The sequence below is a fragment of the Pseudomonas sp. 31-12 genome (genome assembly GCF_003151075.1).
Classification (GTDB): domain Bacteria; phylum Pseudomonadota; class Gammaproteobacteria; order Pseudomonadales; family Pseudomonadaceae; genus Aquipseudomonas.
Genome location: NZ_CP029482.1, coordinates 1,501,378 through 1,526,483, shown reverse-complemented (window position 1 = coordinate 1,526,483; position 25,106 = coordinate 1,501,378). Strand labels below are relative to the sequence as shown.

Below are 25,106 nucleotides of genomic sequence, written 5' to 3'. Positions count from 1 at the left end.
AGGTACTGGCCATTGGAAACCCGCGTCCTTGCAGGTCGGATGCCGGTCGGCATCGCTGTTCGCCAATCCATTGGTCTTGGGTTTCAGTGATCCTGGCTTGTGTCGCGCGGTGGCACTTCGCAAACGCCAATCCGCTTCGCCGCCCAGCGTTCGTAAAGACCGATCGCGACGTCCGCCCCGGCCATCGCCGTCAGGCAGCCAAACGCGCAAGCGGCCCAGATCGACACGCCGGCGGCGTACAGCAGCATGATGGCCGAGACCCCGCAGATCACGCAGGCCCCGGAACGCAAGGCCAGACGTCGCAGCAGTGACCAGCCGCGGGCACCGTCCTTGTCGGCACGCCACATTTCGCCGGACACCCCGCCCACCAGGGCGAGCACGATGACCAGCCAGATCGGCATGTCCAGCAACGCTTGTTGCTCGTTTGTCATGTCACGCCTCCCGGGGTGATTGATGAGTGATGTGTGGTTCTTTCAAACGGTGTCTCTTGGGGTGTTGAAGGTAGGCATTCCAAAAAGCCCGGAGCGTTCCGGGCTTTTCAGTAATGCGGTCCTGCTGACTTTTCGGCGCTACTGGCGCGGTACGAGTCCATTCAAATTGTTTTTCCGACCGCGGTCCCTGCCCGCCGGATAACTGCTTCTGGTGCTTTACGCTGCACACCCGGGTCAGTTGCCAACCCTCTGAACCGTTGAGGCCGGTTCATCGCTGCCTTTGTGGTGGAACTAAAGAGCGTCGTTTCGAGCTGCTTTGTTGAGCGGCTTGAGACAAAGATTATGCATGGATGCATATACAGTCAATGCATAAATGCATTTAATTATGCGAGATAAATGCACTGATGCATGAAAGCCCCGCAAACAAAGGCGCTGACGGTTTTTGGCAGACGAAAAAAACCCGCTCGGAGGCGGGTTTTAATGCAGAGCGGTGAGGTTAACGGGCGTACATGCCCCACCAGAAGACGTGACCCAGGATGACAATTTGCTCTTCCTGGACTTCCTGAAAGGTGTAGTCCTCGTCCGGATGTTCATCGCGATTGAAGCTGCGCAGGCGAATACCCGTCGGCAGACGATAAAGCTGTTTCACCCGCAACTGGCCGTTGTGGTTGATGGCATACAGGTCGCCATCAATGATGTCGCCAATCCCGCACTTGCCCGCATTCACCCCAACGGTGGCGCCATCGCGCAGCACCGGCAACATGCTGTTGCCGCGCACCGTCACGCATTTGGCCTGATCGAACTGCACACCGTTATGGCGCAAGCTGCGTTTGCCGAAACGCAGGCTAGAGCGCTCGCTTTCCTCGATGACGAATCTTCCTGATCCAGCAGCCAATTCAACCTCGCGAAGAAAGGGGACCGACACCTCGTCATCATCGATAGGTGTATCGTCGTCCCACAGACTTATGTCCTTGAGTTCGGAATGCACTTGATCGCGCCCGGTATTGGCGATGGCAGCGACATCCGCGCGCCCCCGCAACAGATCGGTGCTCACGGAGAAGTACTCGGCGATCTTCGAGATGTGTTTATCCGAAGGATCGACGATCTTCCCGCTGAGGATCCGCGAGAGAGTGGATTGAGGCACGCCGGTGCGACGGTGAAGCTCCGTGGGGGAGATCCCGTGCTGATCGAGCAGCGCTCTTAAGACGGAAGAAACATTGCGTTTTTGCATAACCGGCATAGTGCTTGATCTTTTTTCGGGAGGCAAATGCTGATTTGCATAATTCGTGCATAAACAGCAGAACAGATGCCGCGAGGCTTTCATGCCTGCGTCGGGCAGAGCGCTCATGTTAACCTTGCGCCCATCGCGGAAAAGCCGGGCCGATGCCCCTCCTTTGCCCTACACCTTTCAACGAATTTGCCTGATACCCGATGAATAAAGCACTGTCCGATCTGTCCTCGCACACGCCAATGATGCAGCAATACTGGCGCCTGAAGAACCAGCACCCCGACCAGCTGATGTTCTATCGCATGGGCGACTTCTACGAGATCTTCTATGAAGACGCGAAGAAGGCCGCCAAGTTGCTGGACATCACCCTGACCGCCCGTGGGCAGTCGGCTGGTCAGGCGATACCAATGTGCGGGATTCCTTACCACGCAGCGGAAGGTTACCTGGCGAAACTGGTCAAGCTCGGCGAGTCGGTGGTGATTTGTGAGCAGGTCGGCGATCCGGCGACCAGCAAAGGGCCGGTAGATCGTCAGGTGGTGCGGATCATCACGCCGGGTACGGTCAGTGATGAAGCGTTGCTGGATGAGCGTCGGGATAACTTGATCGCGGCGGTGCTGGGTGACGAACGTCTGTTCGGCCTGGCCGTGCTGGACATCACCAGCGGCAACTTCACCGTGCTGGAAATCAAAGGCTGGGAAAACCTGCTGGCGGAACTGGAGCGGGTCAATCCGGTGGAGCTGATGATTCCGGATGACTGGCCGAAGGACTTGCCGGCAGAGAAACGCCGTGGGGTTCGTCGCCGTGCGCCGTGGGATTTCGAACGCGACTCGGCACTGAAAAGCCTTTGCCAGCAGTTCTCCACACAGGACCTCAAAGGTTTCGGCTGCGAGAACCTGACCCTGGCCATCGGTGCCGCCGGTTGCCTGCTCAGCTACGCCAAGGAAACCCAGCGCACCGCCCTGCCGCACTTGCGCAGCCTGCGGCATGAACGCCTGGACGACACCGTGGTGCTGGATGGCGCGAGCCGTCGCAACCTGGAACTGGACACCAACCTGGCCGGTGGGCGTGACAACACGCTGCAATCGGTGGTTGATCGTTGCCAGACGGCGATGGGCAGTCGTCTGCTGACCCGCTGGTTGAACCGGCCGTTGCGCGATCTGAAGGTTTTGCTGGCGCGCCAGACCTCGATCACGTGCCTGCTCGACGGCTACCGTTTCGAAAAGCTGCAACCGCAGCTCAAGGAAATCGGTGACATCGAGCGGATCCTGGCGCGAATCGGTTTGCGTAATGCCCGTCCTCGCGACCTCGCTCGTCTGCGCGATGCCCTCGGTGCACTGCCTGAGTTGCAAGTGGCGATGACCGAGCTGGAAGCGCCGCACATCATTCAACTGGCGAAGACCACCAGCACCTACCCGGAGCTCGCGGCGTTGCTGGAGAAAGCCATCATCGACAACCCGCCAGCGGTGATCCGTGACGGCGGTGTGTTGAAGACAGGCTACGACAGCGAACTCGACGACCTTCAATCGCTGAGCGAAAACGCCGGGCAGTTCCTGATCGATCTGGAAGCACGCGAGAAGGCGCGCACCGGTCTGTCGCACCTGAAGGTCGGCTACAACCGAATTCACGGCTACTTCATCGAGTTGCCGAGCAAACAGGCAGAGTCGGCACCGGCCGACTACATCCGTCGCCAGACGCTTAAAGGTGCCGAGCGTTTCATCACGCCGGAACTGAAAGCGTTCGAGGACAAGGCGCTGTCAGCCAAGAGCCGTGCCCTCGCCCGCGAGAAGATGCTGTACGAAGCGCTGCTCGAAGACCTGATCGCCCAATTGCCACCGCTGCAAGATACCGCCGCGGCCCTGGCTGAACTGGACGTGCTGAGCAACCTTGCCGAGCGCGCCCTGAACCTCGACCTTAACTGCCCGCGATTCGTCGACGAGCCATGCATGCGCATCACCCAGGGTCGCCACCCGGTGGTCGAGCAAGTGCTGACCACGCCGTTTGTGGCCAACGACCTGAGCCTCGACGACAACACGCGCATGCTGGTGATCACCGGTCCGAACATGGGCGGTAAATCCACCTACATGCGTCAGACCGCATTGATCGTACTGTTGGCGCACATCGGCAGTTTCGTGCCGGCGGCCAGTTGCGAATTGTCGCTGGTTGACCGGATCTTCACCCGGATCGGTTCCAGCGATGACTTGGCGGGCGGGCGCTCGACCTTCATGGTCGAAATGAGCGAAACCGCGAACATTCTGCACAACGCCACCGAACGCAGCCTGGTGCTGATGGACGAAGTCGGTCGCGGCACCAGCACCTTCGATGGCCTTTCCCTGGCCTGGGCCGCCGCCGAACGCCTGGCCCATCTGCGGGCGTATACGCTGTTTGCCACCCACTATTTTGAGCTGACGGTGCTACCGGAAGCGCAACCGCTGGTGGCCAACGTTCACCTCAATGCCACCGAGCACAACGAGCGCATCGTGTTCCTGCACCACGTGCTGCCCGGACCTGCCAGCCAGAGCTACGGCTTGGCGGTTGCACAGTTGGCCGGCGTGCCGAGCGAAGTGATCGTGCGTGCTCGCGAGCACCTGGGTCGACTGGAAGCGACTGCCCTGCCCCATGAAGTCCCGAAACCAACTAAAGGCAAACCGGCCGCGCCGCAGCAAAGCGATATGTTCGCCAGCCTGCCGCATCCGGTGCTGGATGAACTGGCCAAACTGGATCTGGACGACATGACACCGCGTCGCGCGCTAGAAATGCTCTATACACTAAAGACACGGATCTAACGCACTTGCCTGCAAGCTGTTAGAATCTCGCGCGGTTTGGGATGCTGCAGGCTAATAGCCTGGCCTGCAGACTATCGCTCCCAAACCTGGCGACCCCAACGTGAAGGGGCTCCGCTGCCGCCGCCTGAGGAGAGAATTAGAATGACCTTCGTCGTCACCGACAACTGCATCAAGTGCAAGTACACCGACTGCGTAGAAGTCTGTCCGGTGGACTGCTTTTACGAAGGCCCGAATTTCCTGGTGATTCACCCGGATGAGTGCATCGACTGCGCACTGTGCGAACCAGAATGCCCTGCCGTGGCCATCTTCTCTGAAGATGAAGTACCGGCTGGTATGGAAAACTTCATTCAGCTGAACGTTGAGCTGGCCGAAATCTGGCCAAACATCACTGAGCGCAAAGATCCATTGCCCGATTCCGCTGATTGGGATGGCAAGCCAGGCAAGATCGAACACCTCGAACGCTGATTACCCCCGCGTTCTTGAAAAGGCCCCTCGCGGGCCTTTTTGCTTTTCTGCAGGCAAAAAAAAGGGGCGGTTTGACCCGCCCACATTTTTTCCCTATTCCCTGTATTCCTTTTCATCGTCCTGATGAATCGCTCCCTGCGATGTCCTTTCCCCTCATCCTTGAAGGGCGTGTCTGTCCGTTGACACAGTTCAGATACTAGAGAATTCCCCACCGAGAGCAATCGCCAAAAATCGCCGAAACTGTCTGTCACACGCTTTAAATATTAAAAAATAATCATATAAATCAAATATATAGAGTGAGCAACGAGAGAAGATAGAGGACTGCCACACTGTAAAAATAACGAACACTTACGAAAGAGTAAGCAAAGACTTACAGCGCGAGACTACAAACCTGAGCCAATCGGCATTCATTTCCCAGATAATAAAAAACCCCGAACCAGTCGGGGTTTTCTAATGCCACTCAAGCTCGTCGCTTACTGAAACAGCGACTCGCTCGACAGGCCGTTCTTCTCGAGAATTTCCCGAAGACGTTTCAGGCCTTCCACCTGAATCTGTCTGACCCGTTCCCGGGTCAGTCCGATCTCAAGGCCCACATCTTCAAGCGTGCTGCTCTCGTGGCCGCGCAAGCCGAAGCGGCGTACCACCACTTCGCGTTGCTTGTCGGTCAGCTCCGAAAGCCATTGATCGATGCTCTGGGACAGGTCGTCATCCTGCAACAGCTCACATGGATCGGTTGGTCGGTCATCCGTAAGGGTGTCCAGCAGGGTTTTATCCGAATCCGGACCCAGCGAGACGTCGACCGAAGAAACCCGCTCGTTCAAGCCGAGCATGCGCTTGACCTCTGCCACTGGTTTTTCCAGCAGGTTGGCGATTTCTTCGGGTGAGGGTTCGTGATCGAGCTTTTGAGTCAGCTCTCGTGCAGCCCGCAGGTACACGTTGAGCTCTTTGACCACATGGATCGGCAACCGGATGGTCCGGGTCTGATTCATGATTGCGCGCTCGATGGTCTGACGAATCCACCAGGTAGCGTAAGTCGAAAAGCGGAAGCCGCGTTCAGGGTCGAATTTCTCCACTGCCCGGATCAGCCCGAGGTTGCCCTCTTCGATCAGGTCCAGCAGCGACAGGCCACGATTGACATAACGTCGGGCGATTTTCACCACCAGCCGCAGGTTGCTTTCAATCATGCGCTTGCGCCCGGCCGGATCACCACTTTGCGACAAGCGCGCAAAATGAACTTCTTCTTCCGGGGAGAGCAATGGGGAAAAGCCGATTTCATTGAGGTACAGCTGCGTGGCATCGAGTGCCCGCGTGTAATCGATGTATTTGTGTTGCTTCAACGTAGCGGAGTGTTTGGATTTGGCACGAACGGAAGGTGGAGCAGCCCCTTCATCATTCGACATCGAATCCGTACCGATGCCGGTCTCCATAAGGAGAACCTCATCGTCGATGTCAAACTCCGGCACTTCTTTACTGAGAGCCATTGTTATAGTCCTTTGGTGAGTTCGACCTCAAGCTCAAGCGGCGCCTTTATCCCTGGCAACGCTGGAGCCTGTTCCCTCTACGTGACGGAACAGGCTGGTAACAAATCAACGACGCGGCAGGAACTGCAGCGGATCTACAGGTTTACCTTGTCGGCGAATCTCAAAATGCAGCTTCACCCGGTCTGTACCCGTTGACCCCATTTCGGCAATTGTCTGTCCGACCTTGACCTGCTGCCCCTCCCGAACCAACAGCCTGCGGTTATGTCCGTAGGCACTGACGTAGGTGTCGCTGTGTTTGATGATGACTAATTCGCCGTAGCCCCTTAAGCCACTCCCGGCGTATACCACCGTCCCATCAGACGCAGCTAAAACAGGCTGTCCCAAATCCCCGGCGATATCAATTCCTTTATTCAAACTACCGTTTGAGGAGAACTTTCCTATCAGAATGCCATTAGATGGCCATCCCCAGCCGGTCGGGGCCGGACCGGCTGGAGGCATCGGAGCAGGGGTCGGCTTGTTGGCGACGGACGGTGCAACCACTGCTGTGCTGGTAGTTGCGCCATTCGGTTGGCGTCGGATTACCGTGGTTTTCAGCGATGACGAAGGCGTTGAATCGGTAGCGCTGGCCATCGGTGCCGGGGTTGAACCGGAGCGACCATCGAAGCGAATTGTCTGACCCGGATGGATCGTGTACGGCGTAGGAATATTGTTCCGTGCGGCGAGGGCTTTGTAGTCCCAGCCGTAGCGAAAAGCGATCGAGAACAACGTATCTTTTGGTCGAACGACGTACTGACCCGTGGTCACCGCCGGACGCTGGGCGACGCCTTTATTGCGATCGACGACACGCACATCGCTCGTTTTGGAACTGGAGCAACCAACCAGCAAGGTGCTCAAAACGAGGCCAGTCACCAGGCGCTGAAAGCTCTTTGTACCCATACGCTGCGCAATGACTGTGAGACTCACCCGCCGCTCCCTTTGTGGTGGCTGAAAATGTGGATTGCCGTGTTCCGGCACGAAATGTCGCAAGTATAACGGGCCAAACAGGCTTTACCTTTAATGAAGCGAAATCGCTTCGCGCACACGTTTGCTGCCCGCCGATGAATCCCGTTTAACTCATCGATGCCGCTGTAAGACCCGGGCAATCGAAGAGAATTCAGCGCGCCTGAACAAATGCTCAGGCCAGCGGCCCATTGAGTAGCGGCACGAAGCGCACCGACCCCAGAACACGACGTGAAAAACCGTGTTCTTCGCGGATGATCAGCATCAGTTGCTGCACCTCACCGGAGCCGACAGGAATCACCAATCGTCCGCCTGGCGCCAACTGATCGAGCAGCGCCTGAGGGACATCAGTGGCCACTGCCGTCACGATAATGCCGTTGTATGGCGCCAGTGCCGGCCACCCTTCCCAGCCATCGCCCCAACGGAAAACCACATTGCGCAGGTTCAGCTCCACCAGGCGTTCCTTGGCCCGGTCCTGCAAAACCTTGATGCGCTCCACGGAGAACACCCGTTCAACCAGTTGCGACAGTACCGCCGTCTGGTAGCCCGAGCCGGTGCCGATTTCCATCACCTTGTCCAAGGGACCTGCTTCCAGCAGCAACTCGCTCATGCGCGCCACCATATAAGGCTGGGAGATGGTCTGGTTGTGTCCAATCGGCAGCGCCGTGTCTTCGTAGGCGCGATGAGCCAGCGCTTCGTCGACGAACAGGTGGCGCGGTGTACGGCGGATGACTTCCAGCACCTTGGCGTTGGAAACCCCTTCCTCATACAGGCGTTGAATCAGGCGCTCGCGGGTTCGTTGCGAAGTCATCCCGATGCCGCGGCGCAGAATATCGTCTTGTTCACGAGCCATTAGCGCAGCCCCTCCAACCAGCCATCGAGACTTCTGAAGGCATCATTGAAGGTGCGATCCAGTTGCAGCGGGGTAATCGACACATAGCCCTGCATCACCGCATGGAAATCGGTGCCCGGGCCGCCGTCTTCGGCATCCCCGGCGGCGGCAATCCAGTATCCGGATTTGCCACGCGGGTCGACCACTTTCATCGGCGCCGCCGCACGTGCGCGGTGCCCGAGGCGGGTCAGCTGAATACCGCGGATGTGATCCAGCGGCAGATTGGGAATGTTCACGTTCAATACCGTGCGCGGTGGCAAGTCGAGGTCGGCGTGGGCCTCGACCAGTTTGCGCGCAAAGTAAGCGGCTGTGGGAAGGTTCTCCACTTGCCGTGAGACCAACGAAAAGGCGAACGAAGGACGCTCGAGGAAACGACCCTCAAGTGCTGCCGCGACAGTGCCGGAATACAACACGTCGTCCCCCAGGTTGGCGCCCAGGTTGATGCCGGAAACCACCATGTCCGGTTGGCACTCCAGCAAGCCGTTAAGGCCCAGGTGCACGCAATCGGTGGGTGTGCCGTTCAGGCTGATAAAGCCGTTGGCCAAAGTTTGCGGGTGCAACGGACGGTCGAGCGTCAGCGAACTGCTGGCGCCGCTTTTGTCCTGGTCCGGGGCGATAACCACGCACTCGGTGTAATCCGCCAGCGCAGCATAAAGCGCGGCGAGACCGGGTGCGGTTACCCCATCGTCGTTAGAAATCAGAATACGCATGGGCTGTCCGTCTGCCCCACCGGCACCAGATCAACAAGCTCGCGCACCAATACGGTGGCAAAGCATCCGGCCGGGAGGACGAATTCCAGTTGCAGAATGTCAGGCTCGGGATAATGCCACGTCAACCCACCAATGGGCAGTCGCAGGATGCGACGTTCGTGGCTCATTCCGGCGTTAATCAACCAATCGCGCAGATCCGCTTCGCGAGCGGCGATTGCCTGCTCCAGTACATGGACAGCGCCGGTCGCCGGCGAGTCACCTTCGCCCCACTGAGGACCGGTCGGGTGCAGGTCGAGAATCGCCAGGCGGGGGTCGCTGCATTCGGCTTCACCTGCCGGGAAAAAGCTGCGGCTGTCGGTGAAGGCCAGTAGATCGCCGACCTGCGCTTGCTGCCAGGTGCCATCCGCCACACGTGCCGCCAGGACTTGGTTGAACAGAAAACTGCGGGCAGTGGAGAGCAGCCGCGAACGCACGTTGCGCTGCTCCGGCAATGCCTTGCGCGCGGCCCAACCTCGGGCGTCGACCACGTTCCCGCCGTCAAAGCCGAAACGCTGTGCGCCGAAATAATTGGGAATACCATGCTTGGCGATCAGTTGTAGACGCTCGTCTATCGCAGCTTTGTCGCCAGCGAATTGCGTCAGGCGCAAGGTGAAGCCATTTGCCGAGTGGGCACCGCGCTGCAGTTTGCGCTTGTGCCGACCGGTCTTGAGGATCTTCAGCGTGTCGTTTTCCGCCGCCGACAAATCAGGATCCGCCTTGCCCGGCAGTTGCACGCTGAACCATTGGCGAGTCAACGCCTGGCGATCCTTGAGGCCCGCATAACTGACGGTGCGCAATGGCACACCCGCGGCCTTGGCAATCCGCCGTGCGGCTTCTTCAGTATTCAGGCCGCGCTTTTCCACCCAGATCCACAGGTGCTCGCCATCACCGCTAAGGGGGATGTTGAGCACTTCATCAACCTGGAAATCTTCCGCCGTGGCTTTCAGAACCGCCGTGCCGAGGGCATCGCCGTAGGCACGCGGGCCGAGCAATTGCGCCTCGTTCATGCGCGCAGCAACAAGGCAACGGAATGCACGGCAATGCCTTCTTCGCGACCGACAAAGCCGAGCTTTTCGGTGGTGGTAGCTTTCACGTTCACTTGATCCAACTCAACTTGAAGATCCGCAGCAATCAGCGCGCGCATCGATTCGATATGCGGGGCCATTTTCGGCGCTTGGGCGACGATGGTGTTATCGACGTTGCCGACCTTCCAGCCCTTGGCGTGGATCAGTGCGACGACGTGACGCAACAGCACGCGGCTGTCGGCGCCCTTGTATGTCGGGTCGGTGTCCGGGAAGTGCTTGCCGATATCACCCAGCGCAGCAGCGCCGAGCAAGGCATCGCTCAAGGCGTGCAGCAGGACGTCACCGTCGGAATGAGCGAGCAGCCCGAAGCCGTGTGCGATACGCACGCCGCCCAGAGTAATGAAATCGCCTTCAGCGAAACGGTGCACATCATAGCCGTGGCCAATACGCATAAAAAAACGCCCCGATTTTTGTCAGGGCGTGATTCTACCTGCATTAGGCGCCTAGGGCGCGCCCATGATGTTGCAAGTGGTCGTCGATGAAACTGGCGATGAAGAAATAGCTGTGGTCGTAGCCCGGTTGCAGGCGCAACGTCAGCGGATGACCGGCCAGTTTGGCAGCCTGTTGCAAGGCTTCAGGCTTGAGCTGGGTGGCGAGGAAATCATCGCGATCACCTTGATCGACCAGCAGTGGCAACTTCTCGTCGGCCTCGGCGATCAACGCGCAAGCATCCCATTCACGCCATTTCGAGCGGTCTTCGCCCAGGTAACGGGAAAAGGCCTTCTGACCCCAAGGGCAATCCATCGGATTGTTGATCGGCGAGAACGCCGACACCGATTGATATCGCCCCGGATTGCGCAACGCGCAGACCAGCGCACCGTGACCACCCATGGAGTGACCGCTGATGCCGCGTTTGTCCGAAGCGGGGAAATGGGCTTCGACCAATGCCGGCAATTCCTGCACGACATAGTCATGCATCCGATAGTGCCGCGACCAAGGTTCCTGCGTGGCATTCAGATAAAACCCGGCGCCGAGACCGAAGTCCCAGGCACCGTTCGGATCGCCGGGCACATCAGGGCCGCGAGGGCTGGTGTCCGGCGCGACGATGATCAACCCCAACTCGACGGCCATACGCATCGCGCCGGCCTTATGCATGAAATTCTCGTCGGTGCAGGTCAGGCCGGACAACCAATACAGCACCGGCAACTTGCCGCCCTGCTCCGCTTGCGGCGGCAGGTACACGGCGAACACCATGTCGCAGCCGAGCACATCGGAGCGGTGCTTGTAGCGTTTGTGCCAGCCGCCAAAGCTTTTCTGGCAGGAGATATTTTCCAGGCTCATGACCGACCTCAGAAATGGATGACGCTACGGATGCTTTTGCCTTCGTGCATCAGGTCGAAAGCCTTGTTGATGTCTTCCAGACCCATGGTGTGGGTGATGAACGTATCCAGCGGGATTTCGCCGGTCTCGGCCATCTCGACGTAGCTTGGCAACTCGGTACGACCGCGCACGCCACCGAACGCCGAACCGCGCCAGACGCGACCGGTGACCAGTTGGAATGGACGGGTAGAGATTTCCTGGCCGGCACCGGCCACGCCGATGATCACCGACTCACCCCAACCCTTGTGGCAGCACTCAAGTGCGGCGCGCATCAATTGCACATTGCCGATGCACTCGAAGGAAAAGTCGACGCCGCCGTCAGTCATGTCGACGATAACTTCCTGGATCGGACGGTCGAAGCCTTTCGGGTTCACGCAGTCGGTTGCACCGAGTTGCTTGGCGATTTCGAATTTGGCCGGGTTGATGTCGATGGCAATGATCCGCCCTGCCTTGGCTTTGACCGCGCCGATCACAGCTGACAGACCGATGCCGCCGAGACCGAAAATGGCCACGGTGTCACCCGGTTTTACCTTGGCGGTATTGAGCACCGCACCGATGCCGGTGGTGACACCGCAGCCCAGCAGGCAGACTTTTTCCAGTGGCGCTTCTTTCGCAATCTTGGCGACCGAGATTTCCGGCAACACGGTGTACTCGGAGAACGTCGAGGTGCCCATGTAGTGGAAAATCGGCTGGCCTTTGTAGGAAAAACGCGAGGTGCCATCTGGCATCAGGCCCTTGCCTTGCGTGGCACGAATCGCCTGGCACAGGTTGGTTTTGCCCGACAGGCAGAATTTGCACTGGCGGCATTCCGGGGTGTACAGCGGGATCACATGATCGCCGACGGCGACGGAGGTCACGCCCTCGCCGATCGCTTCAACCACGGCGCCACCTTCGTGACCGAGGATCGACGGAAAGATGCCTTCCGGGTCAGCGCCCGACAGGGTGTAGGCATCGGTATGACAAACACCGGAGGCCACCACACGCAACAGAACTTCACCGGCCTTGGGCATGGCGACATCGACTTCGACGATCTCGAGGGGTTTCTTGGCCTCGAAGGCAACGGCAGCGCGCGACTTGATCATGTGGATTCTCCAGTGAATAAAAACGAGACAGGCAGTGTAATACACCGCCTTAGGAGGAATAATCCGGACAAAAGCAAAACATTATTGCCATACAGGGATAATCCTAATGTCCGAAAACCGCTGGGAAGGGATTGACGAGTTCGTCGCCGTGGCCGAGTGCAGCCAGTTCACCGCGGCTGCGGAACGGCTTGGGGTTTCGTCCTCTCACGTCAGCCGACAAATCGTACGCCTCGAAGAACGCCTTCAGACGCGGCTGCTGTACCGAAGCACCCGTCGGGTCACGCTGACCGAAGCCGGGCAAACCTTTTTGCAGCATTGCCAGCGTTTGCAGGATGGTCGCGAAGAAGCCTTGCGCGCAGTCGGCGACCTGACCAGCGAACCCAAGGGCATGCTGCGCATGACCTGCGCGGTGGCGTACGGCGAACGCTTCATCGTGCCGCTGGTGACGCGCTTCATGGCGCTCTATCCGCAACTGCGCGTCGACATTGAACTGAGCAACCGCCCTCTCGATCTGGTGCACGAAGGGCTGGACCTGGCGATCCGCCTCGGTCGTCTTCAGGACTCACGACTGGTCGCCACACGGCTGGCACCGCGGCGCATGTATTTGTGCGCATCACCGTCCTACCTGGAACGGTATGGCCGCCCACACAGTTTGTCGGAGCTCAGCCGGCACAATTGCCTGATCGGCAGTTCGGACATGTGGCAACTGGAACAGAACGGGCGGGAATTTTCGCAACGGGTGCAGGGAAACTGGCGCTGCAACAGTGGGCAAGCAGTATTGGATGCGGCGCTGCAGGGGGTTGGGTTGTGCCAGCTGCCGGATTACTACGTGCTGGAACATTTGAACAGCGGTGCTTTGATTTCACTGCTGGAAGCGCATCAGCCGCCGAATACGGCGGTTTGGGCGCTTTATCCACAGCAGCGGCATCTGTCGCCGAAGGTGCGCAAGCTGGTGGATTATTTGAAGGAAGGTTTGGCGCAAAGGCCGGAGTACCGGGCTTAGTGATGAGTTGCCTGACCGGCCGCTATCGCGAGCAGGCTCCCACAGTGGATCCAGGCGAACACCAAAAAAGTGGGTAACGCTAACAAGTGTAGGGGTAAGCCTGCTCGCGATGGCGGTAGAAAAGCAAACGAACCTTTCAGCGGCGATTAGCCCAACGCTGTCGCAGCCATTCGAGGTCTTCAGGGCGTGTGACTTTGAGATTGTCGGATCGACCTTCGATCAAACGAGGAGCCAGACCCGCCCACTCCATGGCCGAAGCTTCATCCGTCACCAACGCATCCGCCACCAGACTGTCCGCCAATGCCCGGTGCAACGCACCAAGGCGAAACATCTGCGGCGTATACGCCTGCCAGATCACGCTGCGATCCACGGTTTCAACCACGCGACCGTGCTTGTCGACCCGTTTCAAGGTATCGCGTGCCGGCACTGCCAGCAGTCCGCCGACAGGATCATCCGCCAATTCGCTTAGCAGCTTGTCCAGATCATCACGGCTCAGGTTGGGCCGCGCAGCATCGTGCACCAGCACCCAATCTTCATCGTCCGCACCCTGCGCATGCAAATGCAGCAAGGCATTGAGCACCGAGCCGGAACGCTCGTCGCCACCGTCAACCCGCTGAATACGCGGATCGGCAGCACACGCCAGGTTTGGCCAATAAGGATCATCAACAGCAAGACTGACCACCAACCCCTTCAGGGCAGGATGATCAAGGAAACAGCCGAGGCTGTGTTCGAGAATAGTGCGCCCGCCCAGTTGCAAGTATTGCTTGGGACGGTCCGCAGCCATACGGGCACCGACGCCCGCGGCAGGAATCACGGCCCAGAAGGCCGGTAACGACTGGATCATTGGGCCAACTGGTAAAGGGTTTCACCGTCCTTGACCATGCCCAACTCATGGCGAGCCCGCTCTTCAACGGTCTCCATGCCTTTTTTCAACTCGCTGACTTCAGCGTCCATGACCCGATTGCGCTCCAGCAATCCTTCGTTCTCAGCGTGTTGATCCGCGATCTGCTGAGTCAGCTCGGCCACTTGCGCCAGACTGCCATTACCCACCCACAGGCGGTATTGCAGGCCAGCCAGCAGCAAGAGCAAGACGAGGAACAACCAATTGGGACTGCGCATCGAATATCAGGTATCCAGTGGAAAAAGACAGCCATGCCAAAACTATGAAGCTTCTGATAGCACGAAGCCTGGAAGACCCAGGCTTGTGCTCTTAAGGCATCAGATTAGTGGCAAAAACGTCGCTGTAGCGATTTTTCCGACACAATCCGGTGTCTTTTTTACGCTGTAGCAATCAGCCGCGGAATTCGCTGCGACCGTTGTACTTGGCTTTGCCATTCAACTGCTCTTCGATACGCAGCAGTTGGTTGTACTTGGATACGCGGTCCGAACGGCACAGGGAACCGGTCTTGATCTGGCCAGCCGAGGTGCCCACGGCCAGGTCGGCAATGGTCGAATCTTCGGTTTCGCCGGAGCGGTGCGAGATCACAGCGGTGTAACCAGCGGCCTTGGCCATCTGGATGGCTTCCAGGGTTTCGGTCAGGGTGCCGATCTGGTTGAACTTGATCAGGATCGAGTTGGCGATCTTTTTGTCGATGCCTTCTTTCAGGATCTTGGTGTTGGTCACGAACAGGTCGTCGCCGACCAGTTGGACTTTCTCGCCGATCTTGTCGGTGAGGATTTTCCAGCCAGCCCAGTCGGACTCGTCCAGACCGTCTTCGATCGAGATGATCGGATAACGCTCGGTCAGGCCTTTCAGGTAATCAGCGAAACCTTCAGCGGTGAACACCTGGCCTTCGCCGGACAGGTTGTATTTACCGTCTTCGTAGAATTCGCTGGCCGCGCAGTCCAGTGCCAGGGTCACGTCGGTGCCCAGTTTGTAACCGGCGTTGGCCACGGCTTCGGAGATCACTTTCAAAGCGTCTTCGTTGGAAGCCAGGTTCGGTGCGAAACCACCTTCGTCGCCAACTGCAGTGCTCAGGCCACGGGCCTTCAGAACGGCTTTGAGGTGATGGAAAATCTCGGTGCCCATGCGCAGGCCTTCCGAGAAAGACTTGGCGCCAACCGGCTGAACCATGAATTCCTGGATGTCGACGTTGTTATCGGCGTGCTCGCCACCGTTGATGATGTTCATCATCGGAACCGGCATCGAGTAAACACCCGGGGTGCCGTTCAGGTTGGCGATGTGCGCGTACAGCGGCAGGTCCTGGTCCTGTGCTGCTGCCTTGGCCGCGGCCAGGGAAACGGCGAGGATCGCGTTGGCGCCCAGGGAACCTTTGTTTTCAGTACCGTCGAGCTTGATCATCGCGTGATCCAGCGCTTTCTGGTCGCTTGGGTCTGCGCCTTTCAACAGGTCGCGGATCGGACCGTTGATGTTGGCAACGGCTTTGAGTACGCCTTTGCCCAGGTAACGGCTCTTGTCGCCATCACGCAGCTCGAGCGCTTCACGCGAGCCAGTGGAAGCACCGGACGGCGCGCAAGCGCTGCCGATGATGCCGTTATCGAGAAGCACGTCCGCTTCCACGGTGGGATTGCCACGGGAGTCGAGAACTTCACGACCTTTGATGTCGACGATTTTTGCCATTGTTGTAAACACTCCAAAGTTGACGAAAACGACGCAGCTAGAGGAAATCTTTTACCGTCGGCAAGTGGTATGCAGCGGGCAGACTTGCGGACGATAAGGCTCAGGCCCGAGGGCCTGAGCAACAAATCGTGCGGTACTTTACCGGAGAAATGAGGTTTACGCGGTCTCTACCGTCGGAAAACTCTTCACCAGTTCGTCCAGAGCTTTGAGCTGGGCCAGGAATGGCTCCAGTTTGTCCAGGCGCAAGGCACAAGGGCCGTCGCATTTGGCGTTGTCCGGGTCCGGGTGGGCCTCGAGGAACAGACCGGCCAGCGACTGGCTCATGCCGGCCTTGGCCAGATCGAGGACCTGGGCGCGACGGCCGCCAGCGGAATCGGAGCGACCACCGGGCATTTGCAGCGCGTGGGTCACGTCGAAGAACACCGGGTATTCGAACTGCTTCATGATGCCGAAGCCGAGCATGTCGACGACCAGGTTGTTGTAGCCGAAGCTCGAACCACGTTCGCAGAGGATCAACTGATCGTTACCCGCTTCCACGCACTTGTTCAGGATGTGTTTCATTTCCTGAGGCGCGAGGAACTGGGCTTTCTTGATGTTGATCACTGCGCCGGTCTTGGCCATCGCGACCACGAGGTCGGTCTGGCGCGACAGGAAGGCCGGCAACTGGATGATGTCGCAGACTTCAGCGACGACCGCGGCCTGCTCAGGCTCGTGGACGTCGGTGATGATCGGCACGCCGAAGGCTTGCTTGATGTCCTGGAAAATCCGCATGCCCTCTTCCAGGCCGGGGCCACGGTAGGAGGTCACGGAGGAACGGTTGGCCTTGTCGAAGCTGGCCTTGAACACGTAAGGGATACCGAGTTTCTCGGTAACCTTTACGTACTCTTCGCAGACCTGCATCGCCATGTCGCGGCTTTCCAGCACGTTCATGCCACCGAAAAGCACCATTGGCTTGTCGTTGGCAATCTCGATATCGCCTACACGGATGATCTTCTGCGCCATTGGAGTTACGCCTTCTTCTGGTGTTGAACCAAAGCTGCTTTGACGAAACCGCTGAACAACGGGTGACCGTCGCGCGGTGTCGAGGTGAACTCAGGGTGGAACTGGCAAGCGACGAACCATGGATGATCCGGGGCTTCAACCACTTCGACCAGCGCGCCATCACCGGAACGACCGGAGATTTTCAGGCCGGCTTCCATGATTTGCGGCAGCAGGTTGTTGTTCACTTCGTAGCGATGACGGTGACGCTCGACGATCACGTCCTTGGCGTAGCAATCGTGCACCAGGGAACCCGGCTCAAGCAGGCAATCCTGAGCGCCGAGGCGCATGGTGCCGCCCAGGTCGGACGCTTCGGTACGGGTTTCGACGGCACCGGTGGCATCTTCCCACTCGGTGATCAGACCCACGACCGGGTGACCGCTGGCGCGATCGAACTCGGTGGAGTTGGCGTCTTTCCAGCCCAGCACGTTGCGAGCGAACTCGATCACGGCCACTTGCATGCCCAGGCAGATGCCGAGGTACGGAACCTTGTTTTCGCGAGCGTATTGAACGGCGGTGATCTTGCCTTCCACGCCACGCAGACCGAAGCCGCCCGGTACGAGGATCGCGTCGACACCTTCCAGCAGCGCAGTGCCCTGGTTTTCGATGTCTTCGGAATCGATGTAGCGCAGGTTGACCTTGGTGCGGTTGCTGATGCCGGCGTGACTCATCGCTTCGATCAGCGACTTATAGGCGTCCAGCAGTTCCATGTACTTGCCGACCATCGCGATGGTGACTTCGTGTTCCGGGTTCAGCTTGGCGTCAACCACGGCTTCCCACTCGGACAGATCAGCGCTGCCGCATTGCAGGCCGAAGCGTTCGACAACGAAATCGTCCAGGCCCTGGGAGTGCAGGATGCCCGGGATCTTGTAGATGGTGTCGGCGTCTTCCAGCGCGATCACCGCACGTTCTTCAACGTTGGTGAATTGCGCGATCTTGCGACGCGACGAGATGTCGATCGGGTGATCAGAGCGGCACACCAGCACGTCTGGCTGCAGGCCGATGGAACGCAGTTCCTTGACCGAATGCTGGGTTGGCTTGGTTTTGGTTTCGCCGGCCGTGGCGATGTACGGCACCAGTGTCAGGTGCATCAGCATCGCGCGCTTGGCGCCGACTTCGAAACGCAATTGACGGATGGCTTCGAGGAACGGTTGCGACTCGATGTCACCCACGGTGCCACCGATCTCGACCATGGCCACGTCGGCATCGCCCGCGCCCTTGATGATGCGGCGCTTGATTTCGTCGGTGATGTGCGGGATCACCTGGATGGTTGCACCCAGGTAGTCACCACGGCGCTCTTTGCGCAGGACGTGTTCGTAGACACGGCCGGTGGTGAAGTTGTTGTTCTGGGTCATGGTCGTGCGGATGAACCGCTCGTAGTGGCCCAGGTCCAGGTCGGTCTCGGCGCCGTCGTGGGTGACGAACACTTCACCGTGCTGGAACGGGCTCATGGTGCCCGGGTCAACGTTGATGTACGGGTCCAGCTTCAGCATGGTGACCTTAAGTCCCCGCGCCTCCAGGATGGCCGCCAATGAAGCCGAGGCAATGCCTTTCCCCAATGAAGAAACAACACCGCCCGTGACGAATATGTAGCGCGTCATGAAAAACCCTAGAAGTCTGCGTTAAAGCGGTCCGAGCCGCCGGGGAAAGCGAAGGAAGGCCGAAGCCCCCGATCACCTGCATTAATCACAGTGCACCTTTCAAAAAAACCGCCGCGTTGGGACAGACCGGCAGATGAAACACCGGTACGTTGCTCGCTACACATTTTTTGGAATCGCCCAGCAAAGACTGCTTGGTAATCGGCAACTTCTGTAATTCAGGCGAATCCACAGAAGTTGTATCAAGAAGGGAGCGTAGTCTACCGGAAAGCCCCTTTCAGCTCAAACCTTGATCTTCGCTCAGTGGGTCCCAATGCAAATGCCAGCCCTGCGGCTCACAGCCATCGAGACCCCGCAGGCTGGCCACCGCCAGCAATTGCGTGTCTCGGTAGAGCAGCGGCAATCTGCCACGGACGAAGCCTGGAACACCGCGTTCGTTGAGCAAACGCTTGAGATCCCGGTGGCCGCGATCAGGCAGAGTCATGACCTCTCCCCCCTCACGATAGCGGATCTGCAGCGGGCCATCGGGGATCTGGCCAGTGAACGTCAGTACGCCATTTTCCGGTAACACCAGCGCTATCGAGGGATCAGCCCATGCGCCGGCGTGTGGCGGATTGCGCAGCCATGCGCCGGAGAGCCACCAAATACGCCCCCCCGCCCGATGCAATTCGCCATCGGCCAGCCGCCAGACTGGACGGGCATCTCCAGTGGCATCGCGCAAATCGTCCCAACCCGACCAATGGTCGCTGTCCGGTAGCCGCGTCAACGCTGTGAGCCAGTGACTCAGTGCGTTGCGCTGGCGCGCGGCAGAGAGTTTTGCCAGCGGCGCCAGCTCCAGAGACGGCACACCCAGCCAATCGAACTCACTGACGGTGCTGGCGCTGGCCAGATCGATTTGTGCCAGTTCATCGAGCAACTCCTGCGCTTCGCTCAGATGCGAGGCGCTGCGGGACATGGTCGCCATGGCTTGCGGCCAGCGCTCGGTCAGGACCGGGAACACTTGATACCGCAGGTAATTGCGCGAGAACTGGTGGTCCTGGTTCGATGGGTCCTCAACCCACTTCAACTGATGCTCAGTCGCGTAAGCCTCAAGCTCGGCGCGCGCGACATCAAGCAACGGACGTAGAAGATGCCCGCGACCCAGGACCCGCTCGCGAGGCATGCCCGACAACCCTCTCACCCCTGCCCCGCGCAACAGCCGGAACAGCAGGGTTTCCGCCTGATCGTCGCGGTGTTGCGCGGTCAGCAGCAGTTCATTGGCCTGAGTGGCTTCAACGAAGGCGCCATAGCGCGCATCCCGGGCGGCACGTTCAAGGCTGGCGCCGGGCTGAACCTGAACGCGAACCACCTGTAGCGGCACACCCAGCGCGTCACAGACCGACTGACAATGTTGTGGCCACGCATCAGCCGCAGCCTGCAGGCCGTGATGGACATGAATGGCGCTGATCGCGGGCAGGGATTCGGTTTTTTCGAGATGGACGAGGAGGTGCAGCAGGACGGTGGAGTCGAGACCGCCACTGAAGGCGATGCGCCAGGCCTGAGCGTTGCGCCACGGTTTCAGGTTCAGGAGCAGCCTGGCCGGTAGATCAATCATGGGCCGACTCATATCGATCACTCCACACAAAACAAATGTGGGAGCGGGCTTGCTCGCGAAGAGGCCATCACATTCAACATCATCGTTGACTGACACACCGCCTTCGCGAGCAAGCCCGCTCCCACATTCAAGCCGAGGTCAGATCAGAGACCGTAGCTCATCAGACGTTCGTAACGACGGGCCAGCAGCGCTTCGTTATCGAACTTCTTCAGCATCGCCAGTTGCGAGCTCAGCTCGGCACGGATCGAAGCAGCCGCCGCCGCCGGATCGCGATGTGCGCCGCCCAATGGCTCGCCGATCACCTTGTCGACGATGCCCAGGCCTTTCAGGCGCTCGGCGGTGATGCCCATGGCTTCTGCGGCGTCCGGTGCTTTCTCGGCGGTTTTCCACAGGATCGAAGCGCAACCTTCCGGCGAGATCACCGCGTAAGTCGAGTACTGCAGCATGTTCAGTTGATCGCAAACGCCGATCGCCAGAGCACCACCGGAACCACCTTCACCGATCACGGTGGCGATGATTGGAGTTTTCAGGCGGGCCATGACACGCAGGTTCCAGGCAATCGCTTCGCTCTGGTTGCGCTCTTCAGCGTCGATACCAGGGTAAGCGCCCGGGGTGTCGATGAAGGTCAGGATCGGCATTTTGAAACGTTCGGCCATTTCCATCAGGCGGCACGCCTTGCGGTAGCCTTCCGGACGCGGCATGCCGAAGTTGCGGCGAACCTTCTCGCGCACTTCACGGCCTTTCTGGTGACCGATGATCATCACCGGCTGATCGTCCAGACGGGCAATGCCACCGACAATCGCAGCGTCGTCGGAGAAGTGACGGTCGCCGTGCAGCTCGTCGAACTCGGTGAAGATGTGTTCGATGTAGTCCAGGGTGTACGGACGTTTCGGGTGACGCGCGAGACGTGCGATCTGCCAGCTGGTCAGCTTGCCGAAGATGTCTTCGGTCAGCGTGCTGCTTTTGTCCTGCAGGCGGGAGATCTCATCGCCGATATTCAGCGAATTGTCGTTACCGACCAAGCGCAACTCTTCGATCTTGGCTTGCAGGTCGGCGATCGGCTGTTCGAAATCTAGAAAATTCGGGTTCATAGGCGTCCGTCTTGGGTCGACGTCCAAGAGAGCTTGGGCCGGCCGGTTGTCTATTCGCGCCCTACCTTAAGGGACAGGCGCGTTCAGGTCGAGATTAAAAATTCAGGTCGAGATCAGGGCCTTCGGCGGAACCTGACCGTCAACGGTATTGGAGGAAGACGTTGTCTCGCCCGAACTGGTCACGCAAGGCTTGAATCAACGCATCCGCCGGATCGATTCGCCAGGTCTCGCCAAACTGCAGCAAGGCCTTTGCATCGGGGCTCGTGTACTCCATGGTGATCGGGCACGCGCCGCGGTGACGCTTGAACAACTCACCCAGCCAGCGTAGCTGATCGCCCTTCAAATCCTTGGTCTGCAGTTTCAGGCGCAGGCTTTCGGCGAGGTTGGTGCGCGCATCTTCCATGCTCATCACCCGCTTGACCCGCAGCCGCAGGCCGCCGGAGAAGTCGTCGTTGCTGACTTCACCTTCGACCACCACCATCGCGTCGGTCTGCAACAGCGACTGCGCGGAATGGAACGCCTCGGCAAACAGCGAAGCCTCGATCCGACCGGAGCGGTCATCGAGGGTGATGAAACCCATCTTGTCGCCCTTTTTGTTCTTCATCACCCGCAAGGCGATGATCATGCCCGCGACGGTCTGCGTATCGCGAGCCGGCTTCAGGTCGATAATGCGCTGGCGGGCAAAACGGCGGATCTCGCCTTCGTATTCGTCGATCGGGTGACCGGTCAGGTACAGGCCCAGGGTGTCTTTCTCCCCTTTCAGGCGTTCCTTGAGGGTCAGTTCCTTGGCCTTGCGGTTATTGGCGTAGACATCGGCGTCTTCTTCGACGAACAGACCGCCAAACAGATCGACGTGGCCGCTGTCTTTGGTACGCAGGGTTTGTTCGGCGGCCTTGATCGCCCCTTCCATGGCGTTCAGCAGGACCGCGCGGTTGCGGTCGATATTGGCCTGATAGGCTTTCTGCTCGTCATGGAAGTAAGGCCCGAGACGATCCAGAGCACCGCTGCGGATCAAACCGTCCAGGGTGCGTTTGTTGATTCGCTTGAGGTCGACACGGGCGCAGAAATCGAACAGGTCCTTGAACGGGCCGTCCTGACGCGCCTCAGTGATCGCTTCCACCGGCCCTTCGCCGACACCCTTGATCGCGCCGAGGCCGTAAATAATCCGGCCTTCGTCATTCACCGTGAACTTGAACTCCGAAGTATTCACATCCGGCGCGTCGAGACGCAGCTTCATGGTGCGAATTTCTTCGATCAAGGTCACGACCTTGTCGGTGTTGTGCATATCCGCCGACAGTACTGCGGCCATGAACGGCGCCGGGTAGTGCGTTTTCAGCCACGCGGTCTGGTACGACACCAGGCCATACGCGGCGGAGTGGGATTTGTTGAAACCGTAACCGGCGAACTTTTCCACCAGGTCGAAAATGTTACCGGCAAGGTCAGCGTCGATATTGTTGGTCTTGCAACCGTCAATGAAACCGCCGCGCTGCTTGGCCATTTCCTCAGGCTTTTTCTTACCCATGGCCCGACGCAGCATGTCCGCACCGCCGAGGGTGTAACCGGCCATGACCTGGGCAATCTGCATCACCTGTTCTTGATACAGGATGATGCCGTAAGTCGGTGCCAATACGGGCTTGAGGCCTTCGTACTGGTAGTCCGAGTGCGGGTACGCCAGTTCGGCGCGGCCGTGCTTACGGTTGATGAAGTCGTCCACCATGCCCGATTGCAACGGGCCCGGACGGAACAGGGCCACCAGTGCGATCAAGTCTTCCAGGCAGTCGGGCTTGAGCTTTTTGATCAGCTCTTTCATGCCGCGTGACTCGAGCTGGAACACCGCGGTGGTTTCAGCTTTTTGCAGCAACTGGTACGTCGGTTTGTCATCCAGCGGGATGAACGCGATATCCAGCGGCGGCTCATCGACCTTGGCGCGGTCGCGGTTGATGGTTTTCAGTGCCCAGTCGATGACCGTCAGGGTCCGCAGACCGAGGAAGTCGAACTTCACCAGGCCGGCAGCTTCAACGTCGTCTTTGTCGAACTGGGTCACCAGACCGTCGCCGGCCTCATCGCAATAGATTGGCGAGAAGTCAGTCAGCTTGGTCGGGGCGATTACCACTCCCCCGGCGTGCTTGCCGACGTTACGCACAACGCCTTCAAGCTTGCGCGCCATTTCCCAGATTTCCGCGGCTTCCTCATCGACCTTGATGAAGTCGCGGAGGATTTCTTCCTGCTCGTAAGCTTTTTCCAGGGTCATGCCGACTTCGAACGGAATCATCTTCGACAGACGATCCGCCAGACCGTAGGACTTGCCCTGTACTCGCGCCACGTCACGGACCACAGCCTTGGCGGCCATGGAACCGAAGGTAATGATCTGGCTCACCGCGTTGCGACCGTATTTTTCGGCCACGTAATCGATCACGCGGTCACGGCCGTCCATGCAGAAGTCGACGTCGAAGTCGGGCATGGAGACCCGTTCCGGGTTAAGGAAACGTTCGAACAGCAGGTCATATTCCAGCGGATCGAGGTCGGTGATCTTCTGCACATAGGCCACCAGCGACCCGGCACCCGACCCCCGGCCAGGCCCCACCGGCACGCCGTTGCTCTTGGCCCACTGGATAAAGTCCATAACGATCAGAAAATAACCCGGGAAACCCATCTGGATGATGATATCCAGCTCGAAATTCAGCCGGTCGACGTAGACCTGACGCTTGGATTCGTAATCTTCGGTGGTGTCTTTGGGCAGCAGAACGCTGAGGCGCTCTTCCAGACCGTCGAACGAGACCTTGCGGAAATACTCGTCGATGGTCATGCCATCAGGGATCGGGAAGTTGGGCAGGAAGTGAGTGCCCAGCTTCACTTCGATGTTGCAGCGCTTGGCGATCTCGACGGTGTTCGCCAGCGCCTCGGGAATGTCGCTGAACAGCTCGGCCATTTCCTCGGCGCTTTTGAGGTATTGCTGATCGCTGTAATTCTTCGAACGCCGCGGATCGTCGAGGGCACGGCCCTCACCGATGCAGACGCGGGTTTCGTGAGCGGCGAAGTCTTCCTGCTTGATGAAGCGCACGTCGTTGGTCGCGACCAGCGGCGCACCGATTTTTTCGGCCAGGGCCACGGCGCCGTGCAACTGTTCTTCGTCGTTGGGGCGGTTGGTACGCTGGATTTCCAGATAGAAACGATCCGGGAACACGGCCATCCATTCGCGGGCGAGGATTTCCGCTTCTGCCGGATTGCCACTGAGCATGGCCAGGCCGATTTCGCCCTCTTTCGCCGCCGACAGCATGATCAGGCCTTCGCTGGCCTCGGCCACCCACTCGCGCTCAATGATGACCGAGCCATTGCGCTGGCCGTCGATGAAGCCGCGGGAAATCAGTTCGGTGAGGTTGCGATAGCCGACAGCGTTCATCGCCAGCAGGCTGATCCGGCTCAGGGCGTTGTCCGGATCCTTGTTCGACAGCCACAGGTCGGCGCCGCAGATCGGCTTGATGCCTGCGCCCATGGCCGCTTTATAGAATTTGACCAGAGAACACATGTTGTTCTGGTCGGTGACCGCAACGGCGGGCATGTTCATGCCGACCAGGGTCTTGACCAGCGGCTTGATCCGCACCAGACCGTCGACCAGGGAATATTCAGTGTGCAGGCGTAGATGAACGAATGAAGCCGGCATAGTGATCCTGTCTGTGAACATGAAG

General features: G+C 59.0%; 21 protein-coding genes. 3 read left to right on the top strand and 18 right to left on the bottom strand.

Features of this window, described 5'->3' with window-relative positions:
- Positions 1 to 83 precede the first annotated feature (83 nt).
- Positions 84 to 431, bottom strand: a complete 348-nt coding sequence (locus DJ564_RS06965; RefSeq protein WP_109628229.1) for a phage holin family protein — start codon at positions 429 to 431, stop codon at positions 84 to 86.
- A gap of 496 nt (positions 432 to 927) precedes the next feature.
- Complete coding sequence (locus DJ564_RS06960) at positions 928 to 1,662, bottom strand: XRE family transcriptional regulator (RefSeq protein WP_109635963.1); 735 nt, start codon at positions 1,660 to 1,662, stop codon at positions 928 to 930.
- 212 nt (positions 1,663 to 1,874) lie between these two features.
- On the opposite strand from DJ564_RS06960, the gene mutS reads away from it, so the two are divergent.
- Both mutS and fdxA read left to right on the top strand, forming a co-directional pair.
- Positions 1,875 to 4,442: a DNA mismatch repair protein MutS gene (gene mutS / locus DJ564_RS06955; RefSeq protein ID WP_178082340.1), complete on the top strand. Its 2,568-nt coding sequence runs from the start codon at positions 1,875 to 1,877 to the stop codon at positions 4,440 to 4,442.
- A 141-nt stretch (positions 4,443 to 4,583) separates the two neighbouring features.
- The gene (gene fdxA, locus DJ564_RS06950; protein ID WP_109628227.1) at positions 4,584 to 4,907 is read left to right on the top strand and encodes a ferredoxin FdxA; all 324 of its coding nucleotides are present in this window, start codon (positions 4,584 to 4,586) and stop codon (positions 4,905 to 4,907) included.
- A gap of 473 nt (positions 4,908 to 5,380) precedes the next feature.
- On the opposite strand, the gene rpoS is transcribed toward fdxA, so the two are convergent.
- From rpoS to DJ564_RS06910, 8 genes are all read right to left on the bottom strand, one after another.
- Complete coding sequence (gene rpoS, locus DJ564_RS06945; protein ID WP_046816537.1) at positions 5,381 to 6,388, bottom strand: RNA polymerase sigma factor RpoS; 1,008 nt, start codon at positions 6,386 to 6,388, stop codon at positions 5,381 to 5,383.
- Between the two features lie 105 nt (positions 6,389 to 6,493).
- Complete coding sequence (locus tag DJ564_RS06940) at positions 6,494 to 7,351, bottom strand: peptidoglycan DD-metalloendopeptidase family protein (protein ID WP_109628226.1); 858 nt, start codon at positions 7,349 to 7,351, stop codon at positions 6,494 to 6,496.
- Between the two features lie 211 nt (positions 7,352 to 7,562).
- Positions 7,563 to 8,198 carry a protein-L-isoaspartate(D-aspartate) O-methyltransferase gene (locus DJ564_RS06935; RefSeq protein WP_170948756.1) on the bottom strand — a complete coding sequence of 212 codons (636 nt, stop codon included), beginning with the start codon at positions 8,196 to 8,198 and terminating at the stop codon, positions 7,563 to 7,565.
- 41 nt (positions 8,199 to 8,239) lie between these two features.
- Positions 8,240 to 8,989: a 5'/3'-nucleotidase SurE gene (surE, locus tag DJ564_RS06930; RefSeq protein ID WP_109628224.1), complete on the bottom strand. Its 750-nt coding sequence runs from the start codon at positions 8,987 to 8,989 to the stop codon at positions 8,240 to 8,242.
- Positions 8,977 to 10,035, bottom strand: a complete 1,059-nt coding sequence (truD, locus tag DJ564_RS06925) for a tRNA pseudouridine(13) synthase TruD (RefSeq protein WP_109628223.1) — start codon at positions 10,033 to 10,035, stop codon at positions 8,977 to 8,979. The genes surE and truD overlap by 13 nt, the downstream gene beginning before the upstream one ends.
- Positions 10,032 to 10,505 carry a 2-C-methyl-D-erythritol 2,4-cyclodiphosphate synthase gene (gene ispF / locus DJ564_RS06920; RefSeq protein WP_008154023.1) on the bottom strand — a complete coding sequence of 158 codons (474 nt, stop codon included), beginning with the start codon at positions 10,503 to 10,505 and terminating at the stop codon, positions 10,032 to 10,034. The genes truD and ispF overlap by 4 nt, the downstream gene beginning before the upstream one ends.
- Positions 10,506 to 10,548: 43 nt before the next feature.
- Entirely contained in the window at positions 10,549 to 11,394 is an 846-nt protein-coding gene (fghA, locus tag DJ564_RS06915; protein ID WP_109628222.1) for an S-formylglutathione hydrolase, read from the bottom strand.
- Positions 11,395 to 11,402: 8 nt separating this feature from the next.
- A complete protein-coding gene (locus tag DJ564_RS06910) occupies positions 11,403 to 12,515 on the bottom strand; it encodes an S-(hydroxymethyl)glutathione dehydrogenase/class III alcohol dehydrogenase (protein ID WP_109628221.1) in 1,113 nt (370 codons plus the stop codon).
- A gap of 106 nt (positions 12,516 to 12,621) precedes the next feature.
- Between DJ564_RS06910 and DJ564_RS06905 the strand changes: the two genes are divergently transcribed.
- Complete coding sequence (locus tag DJ564_RS06905; RefSeq protein WP_109628220.1) at positions 12,622 to 13,518, top strand: LysR substrate-binding domain-containing protein; 897 nt, start codon at positions 12,622 to 12,624, stop codon at positions 13,516 to 13,518.
- 136 nt (positions 13,519 to 13,654) lie between these two features.
- Here the strand turns inward: DJ564_RS06905 and ispD are convergent, their stop codons facing one another.
- The 8 genes from ispD to dnaE all read right to left on the bottom strand — a co-directional run bounded on the left by ispD (position 13,655) and on the right by dnaE (position 25,081).
- Complete coding sequence (gene ispD, locus DJ564_RS06900; RefSeq protein WP_109628219.1) at positions 13,655 to 14,362, bottom strand: 2-C-methyl-D-erythritol 4-phosphate cytidylyltransferase; 708 nt, start codon at positions 14,360 to 14,362, stop codon at positions 13,655 to 13,657.
- Positions 14,359 to 14,637 (bottom strand): cell division protein FtsB, encoded by a 279-nt coding sequence (gene ftsB, locus DJ564_RS06895; protein WP_008028992.1) that lies wholly within the window; start codon positions 14,635 to 14,637, stop codon positions 14,359 to 14,361. The genes ispD and ftsB overlap by 4 nt, the downstream gene beginning before the upstream one ends.
- Before the next feature lie 172 nt (positions 14,638 to 14,809).
- Entirely contained in the window at positions 14,810 to 16,099 is a 1,290-nt protein-coding gene (gene eno, locus DJ564_RS06890; RefSeq protein WP_033059918.1) for a phosphopyruvate hydratase, read from the bottom strand.
- A gap of 156 nt (positions 16,100 to 16,255) precedes the next feature.
- The gene (gene kdsA, locus DJ564_RS06885; protein ID WP_084322286.1) at positions 16,256 to 17,101 is read right to left on the bottom strand and encodes a 3-deoxy-8-phosphooctulonate synthase; all 846 of its coding nucleotides are present in this window, start codon (positions 17,099 to 17,101) and stop codon (positions 16,256 to 16,258) included.
- 5 nt (positions 17,102 to 17,106) lie between these two features.
- The gene (locus DJ564_RS06880; protein ID WP_109628218.1) at positions 17,107 to 18,738 is read right to left on the bottom strand and encodes a CTP synthase; all 1,632 of its coding nucleotides are present in this window, start codon (positions 18,736 to 18,738) and stop codon (positions 17,107 to 17,109) included.
- Positions 18,739 to 19,012: 274 nt separating this feature from the next.
- Positions 19,013 to 20,341: a tRNA lysidine(34) synthetase TilS gene (tilS, locus tag DJ564_RS06875; protein WP_109628217.1), complete on the bottom strand. Its 1,329-nt coding sequence runs from the start codon at positions 20,339 to 20,341 to the stop codon at positions 19,013 to 19,015.
- Positions 20,342 to 20,472: 131 nt separating this feature from the next.
- Positions 20,473 to 21,420 (bottom strand): acetyl-CoA carboxylase carboxyltransferase subunit alpha, encoded by a 948-nt coding sequence (locus DJ564_RS06870; RefSeq protein ID WP_010462799.1) that lies wholly within the window; start codon positions 21,418 to 21,420, stop codon positions 20,473 to 20,475.
- A gap of 139 nt (positions 21,421 to 21,559) precedes the next feature.
- On the bottom strand, positions 21,560 to 25,081 hold the full coding sequence (dnaE, locus tag DJ564_RS06865) for a DNA polymerase III subunit alpha (RefSeq protein ID WP_109628216.1): 3,522 nt from the start codon (positions 25,079 to 25,081) through the stop codon (positions 21,560 to 21,562).
- Between the last annotated feature and the right edge of the window lie 25 nt (positions 25,082 to 25,106).

Excerpts from the sequence above, each read along its gene's own strand:
- surE (WP_109628224.1), bottom strand. The coding sequence starts at position 8,989 with ATGCGTATTCTGATTTCTAACGACGATGGGGTAACCGCACCCGGTCTC.
- DJ564_RS06910 (WP_109628221.1), bottom strand. The coding sequence starts at position 12,515 with ATGATCAAGTCGCGCGCTGCCGTTGCCTTCGAGGCCAAGAAACCCCTC.
- dnaE (WP_109628216.1), bottom strand. The coding sequence starts at position 25,081 with ATGCCGGCTTCATTCGTTCATCTACGCCTGCACACTGAATATTCCCTG.
- DJ564_RS06935 (WP_170948756.1), bottom strand. The coding sequence starts at position 8,198 with ATGACTTCGCAACGAACCCGCGAGCGCCTGATTCAACGCCTGTATGAG.
- ftsB (WP_008028992.1), bottom strand. The coding sequence starts at position 14,637 with ATGCGCAGTCCCAATTGGTTGTTCCTCGTCTTGCTCTTGCTGCTGGCT.
- DJ564_RS06965 (WP_109628229.1), bottom strand. The coding sequence starts at position 431 with ATGACAAACGAGCAACAAGCGTTGCTGGACATGCCGATCTGGCTGGTC.
- kdsA (WP_084322286.1), bottom strand. The coding sequence starts at position 17,101 with ATGGCGCAGAAGATCATCCGTGTAGGCGATATCGAGATTGCCAACGAC.
- fghA (WP_109628222.1), bottom strand. The coding sequence starts at position 11,394 with ATGAGCCTGGAAAATATCTCCTGCCAGAAAAGCTTTGGCGGCTGGCAC.
- tilS (WP_109628217.1), bottom strand. The coding sequence starts at position 20,341 with ATGAGTCGGCCCATGATTGATCTACCGGCCAGGCTGCTCCTGAACCTG.
- rpoS (WP_046816537.1), bottom strand. The coding sequence starts at position 6,388 with ATGGCTCTCAGTAAAGAAGTGCCGGAGTTTGACATCGACGATGAGGTT.
- truD (WP_109628223.1), bottom strand. The coding sequence starts at position 10,035 with ATGAACGAGGCGCAATTGCTCGGCCCGCGTGCCTACGGCGATGCCCTC.
- DJ564_RS06870 (WP_010462799.1), bottom strand. The coding sequence starts at position 21,420 with ATGAACCCGAATTTTCTAGATTTCGAACAGCCGATCGCCGACCTGCAA.
- fdxA (WP_109628227.1), top strand. The coding sequence starts at position 4,584 with ATGACCTTCGTCGTCACCGACAACTGCATCAAGTGCAAGTACACCGAC.
- DJ564_RS06880 (WP_109628218.1), bottom strand. The coding sequence starts at position 18,738 with ATGACGCGCTACATATTCGTCACGGGCGGTGTTGTTTCTTCATTGGGG.
- eno (WP_033059918.1), bottom strand. The coding sequence starts at position 16,099 with ATGGCAAAAATCGTCGACATCAAAGGTCGTGAAGTTCTCGACTCCCGT.
- DJ564_RS06960 (WP_109635963.1), bottom strand. The coding sequence starts at position 1,662 with ATGCAAAAACGCAATGTTTCTTCCGTCTTAAGAGCGCTGCTCGATCAG.
- DJ564_RS06905 (WP_109628220.1), top strand. The coding sequence starts at position 12,622 with ATGTCCGAAAACCGCTGGGAAGGGATTGACGAGTTCGTCGCCGTGGCC.
- ispD (WP_109628219.1), bottom strand. The coding sequence starts at position 14,362 with ATGATCCAGTCGTTACCGGCCTTCTGGGCCGTGATTCCTGCCGCGGGC.
- ispF (WP_008154023.1), bottom strand. The coding sequence starts at position 10,505 with ATGCGTATTGGCCACGGCTATGATGTGCACCGTTTCGCTGAAGGCGAT.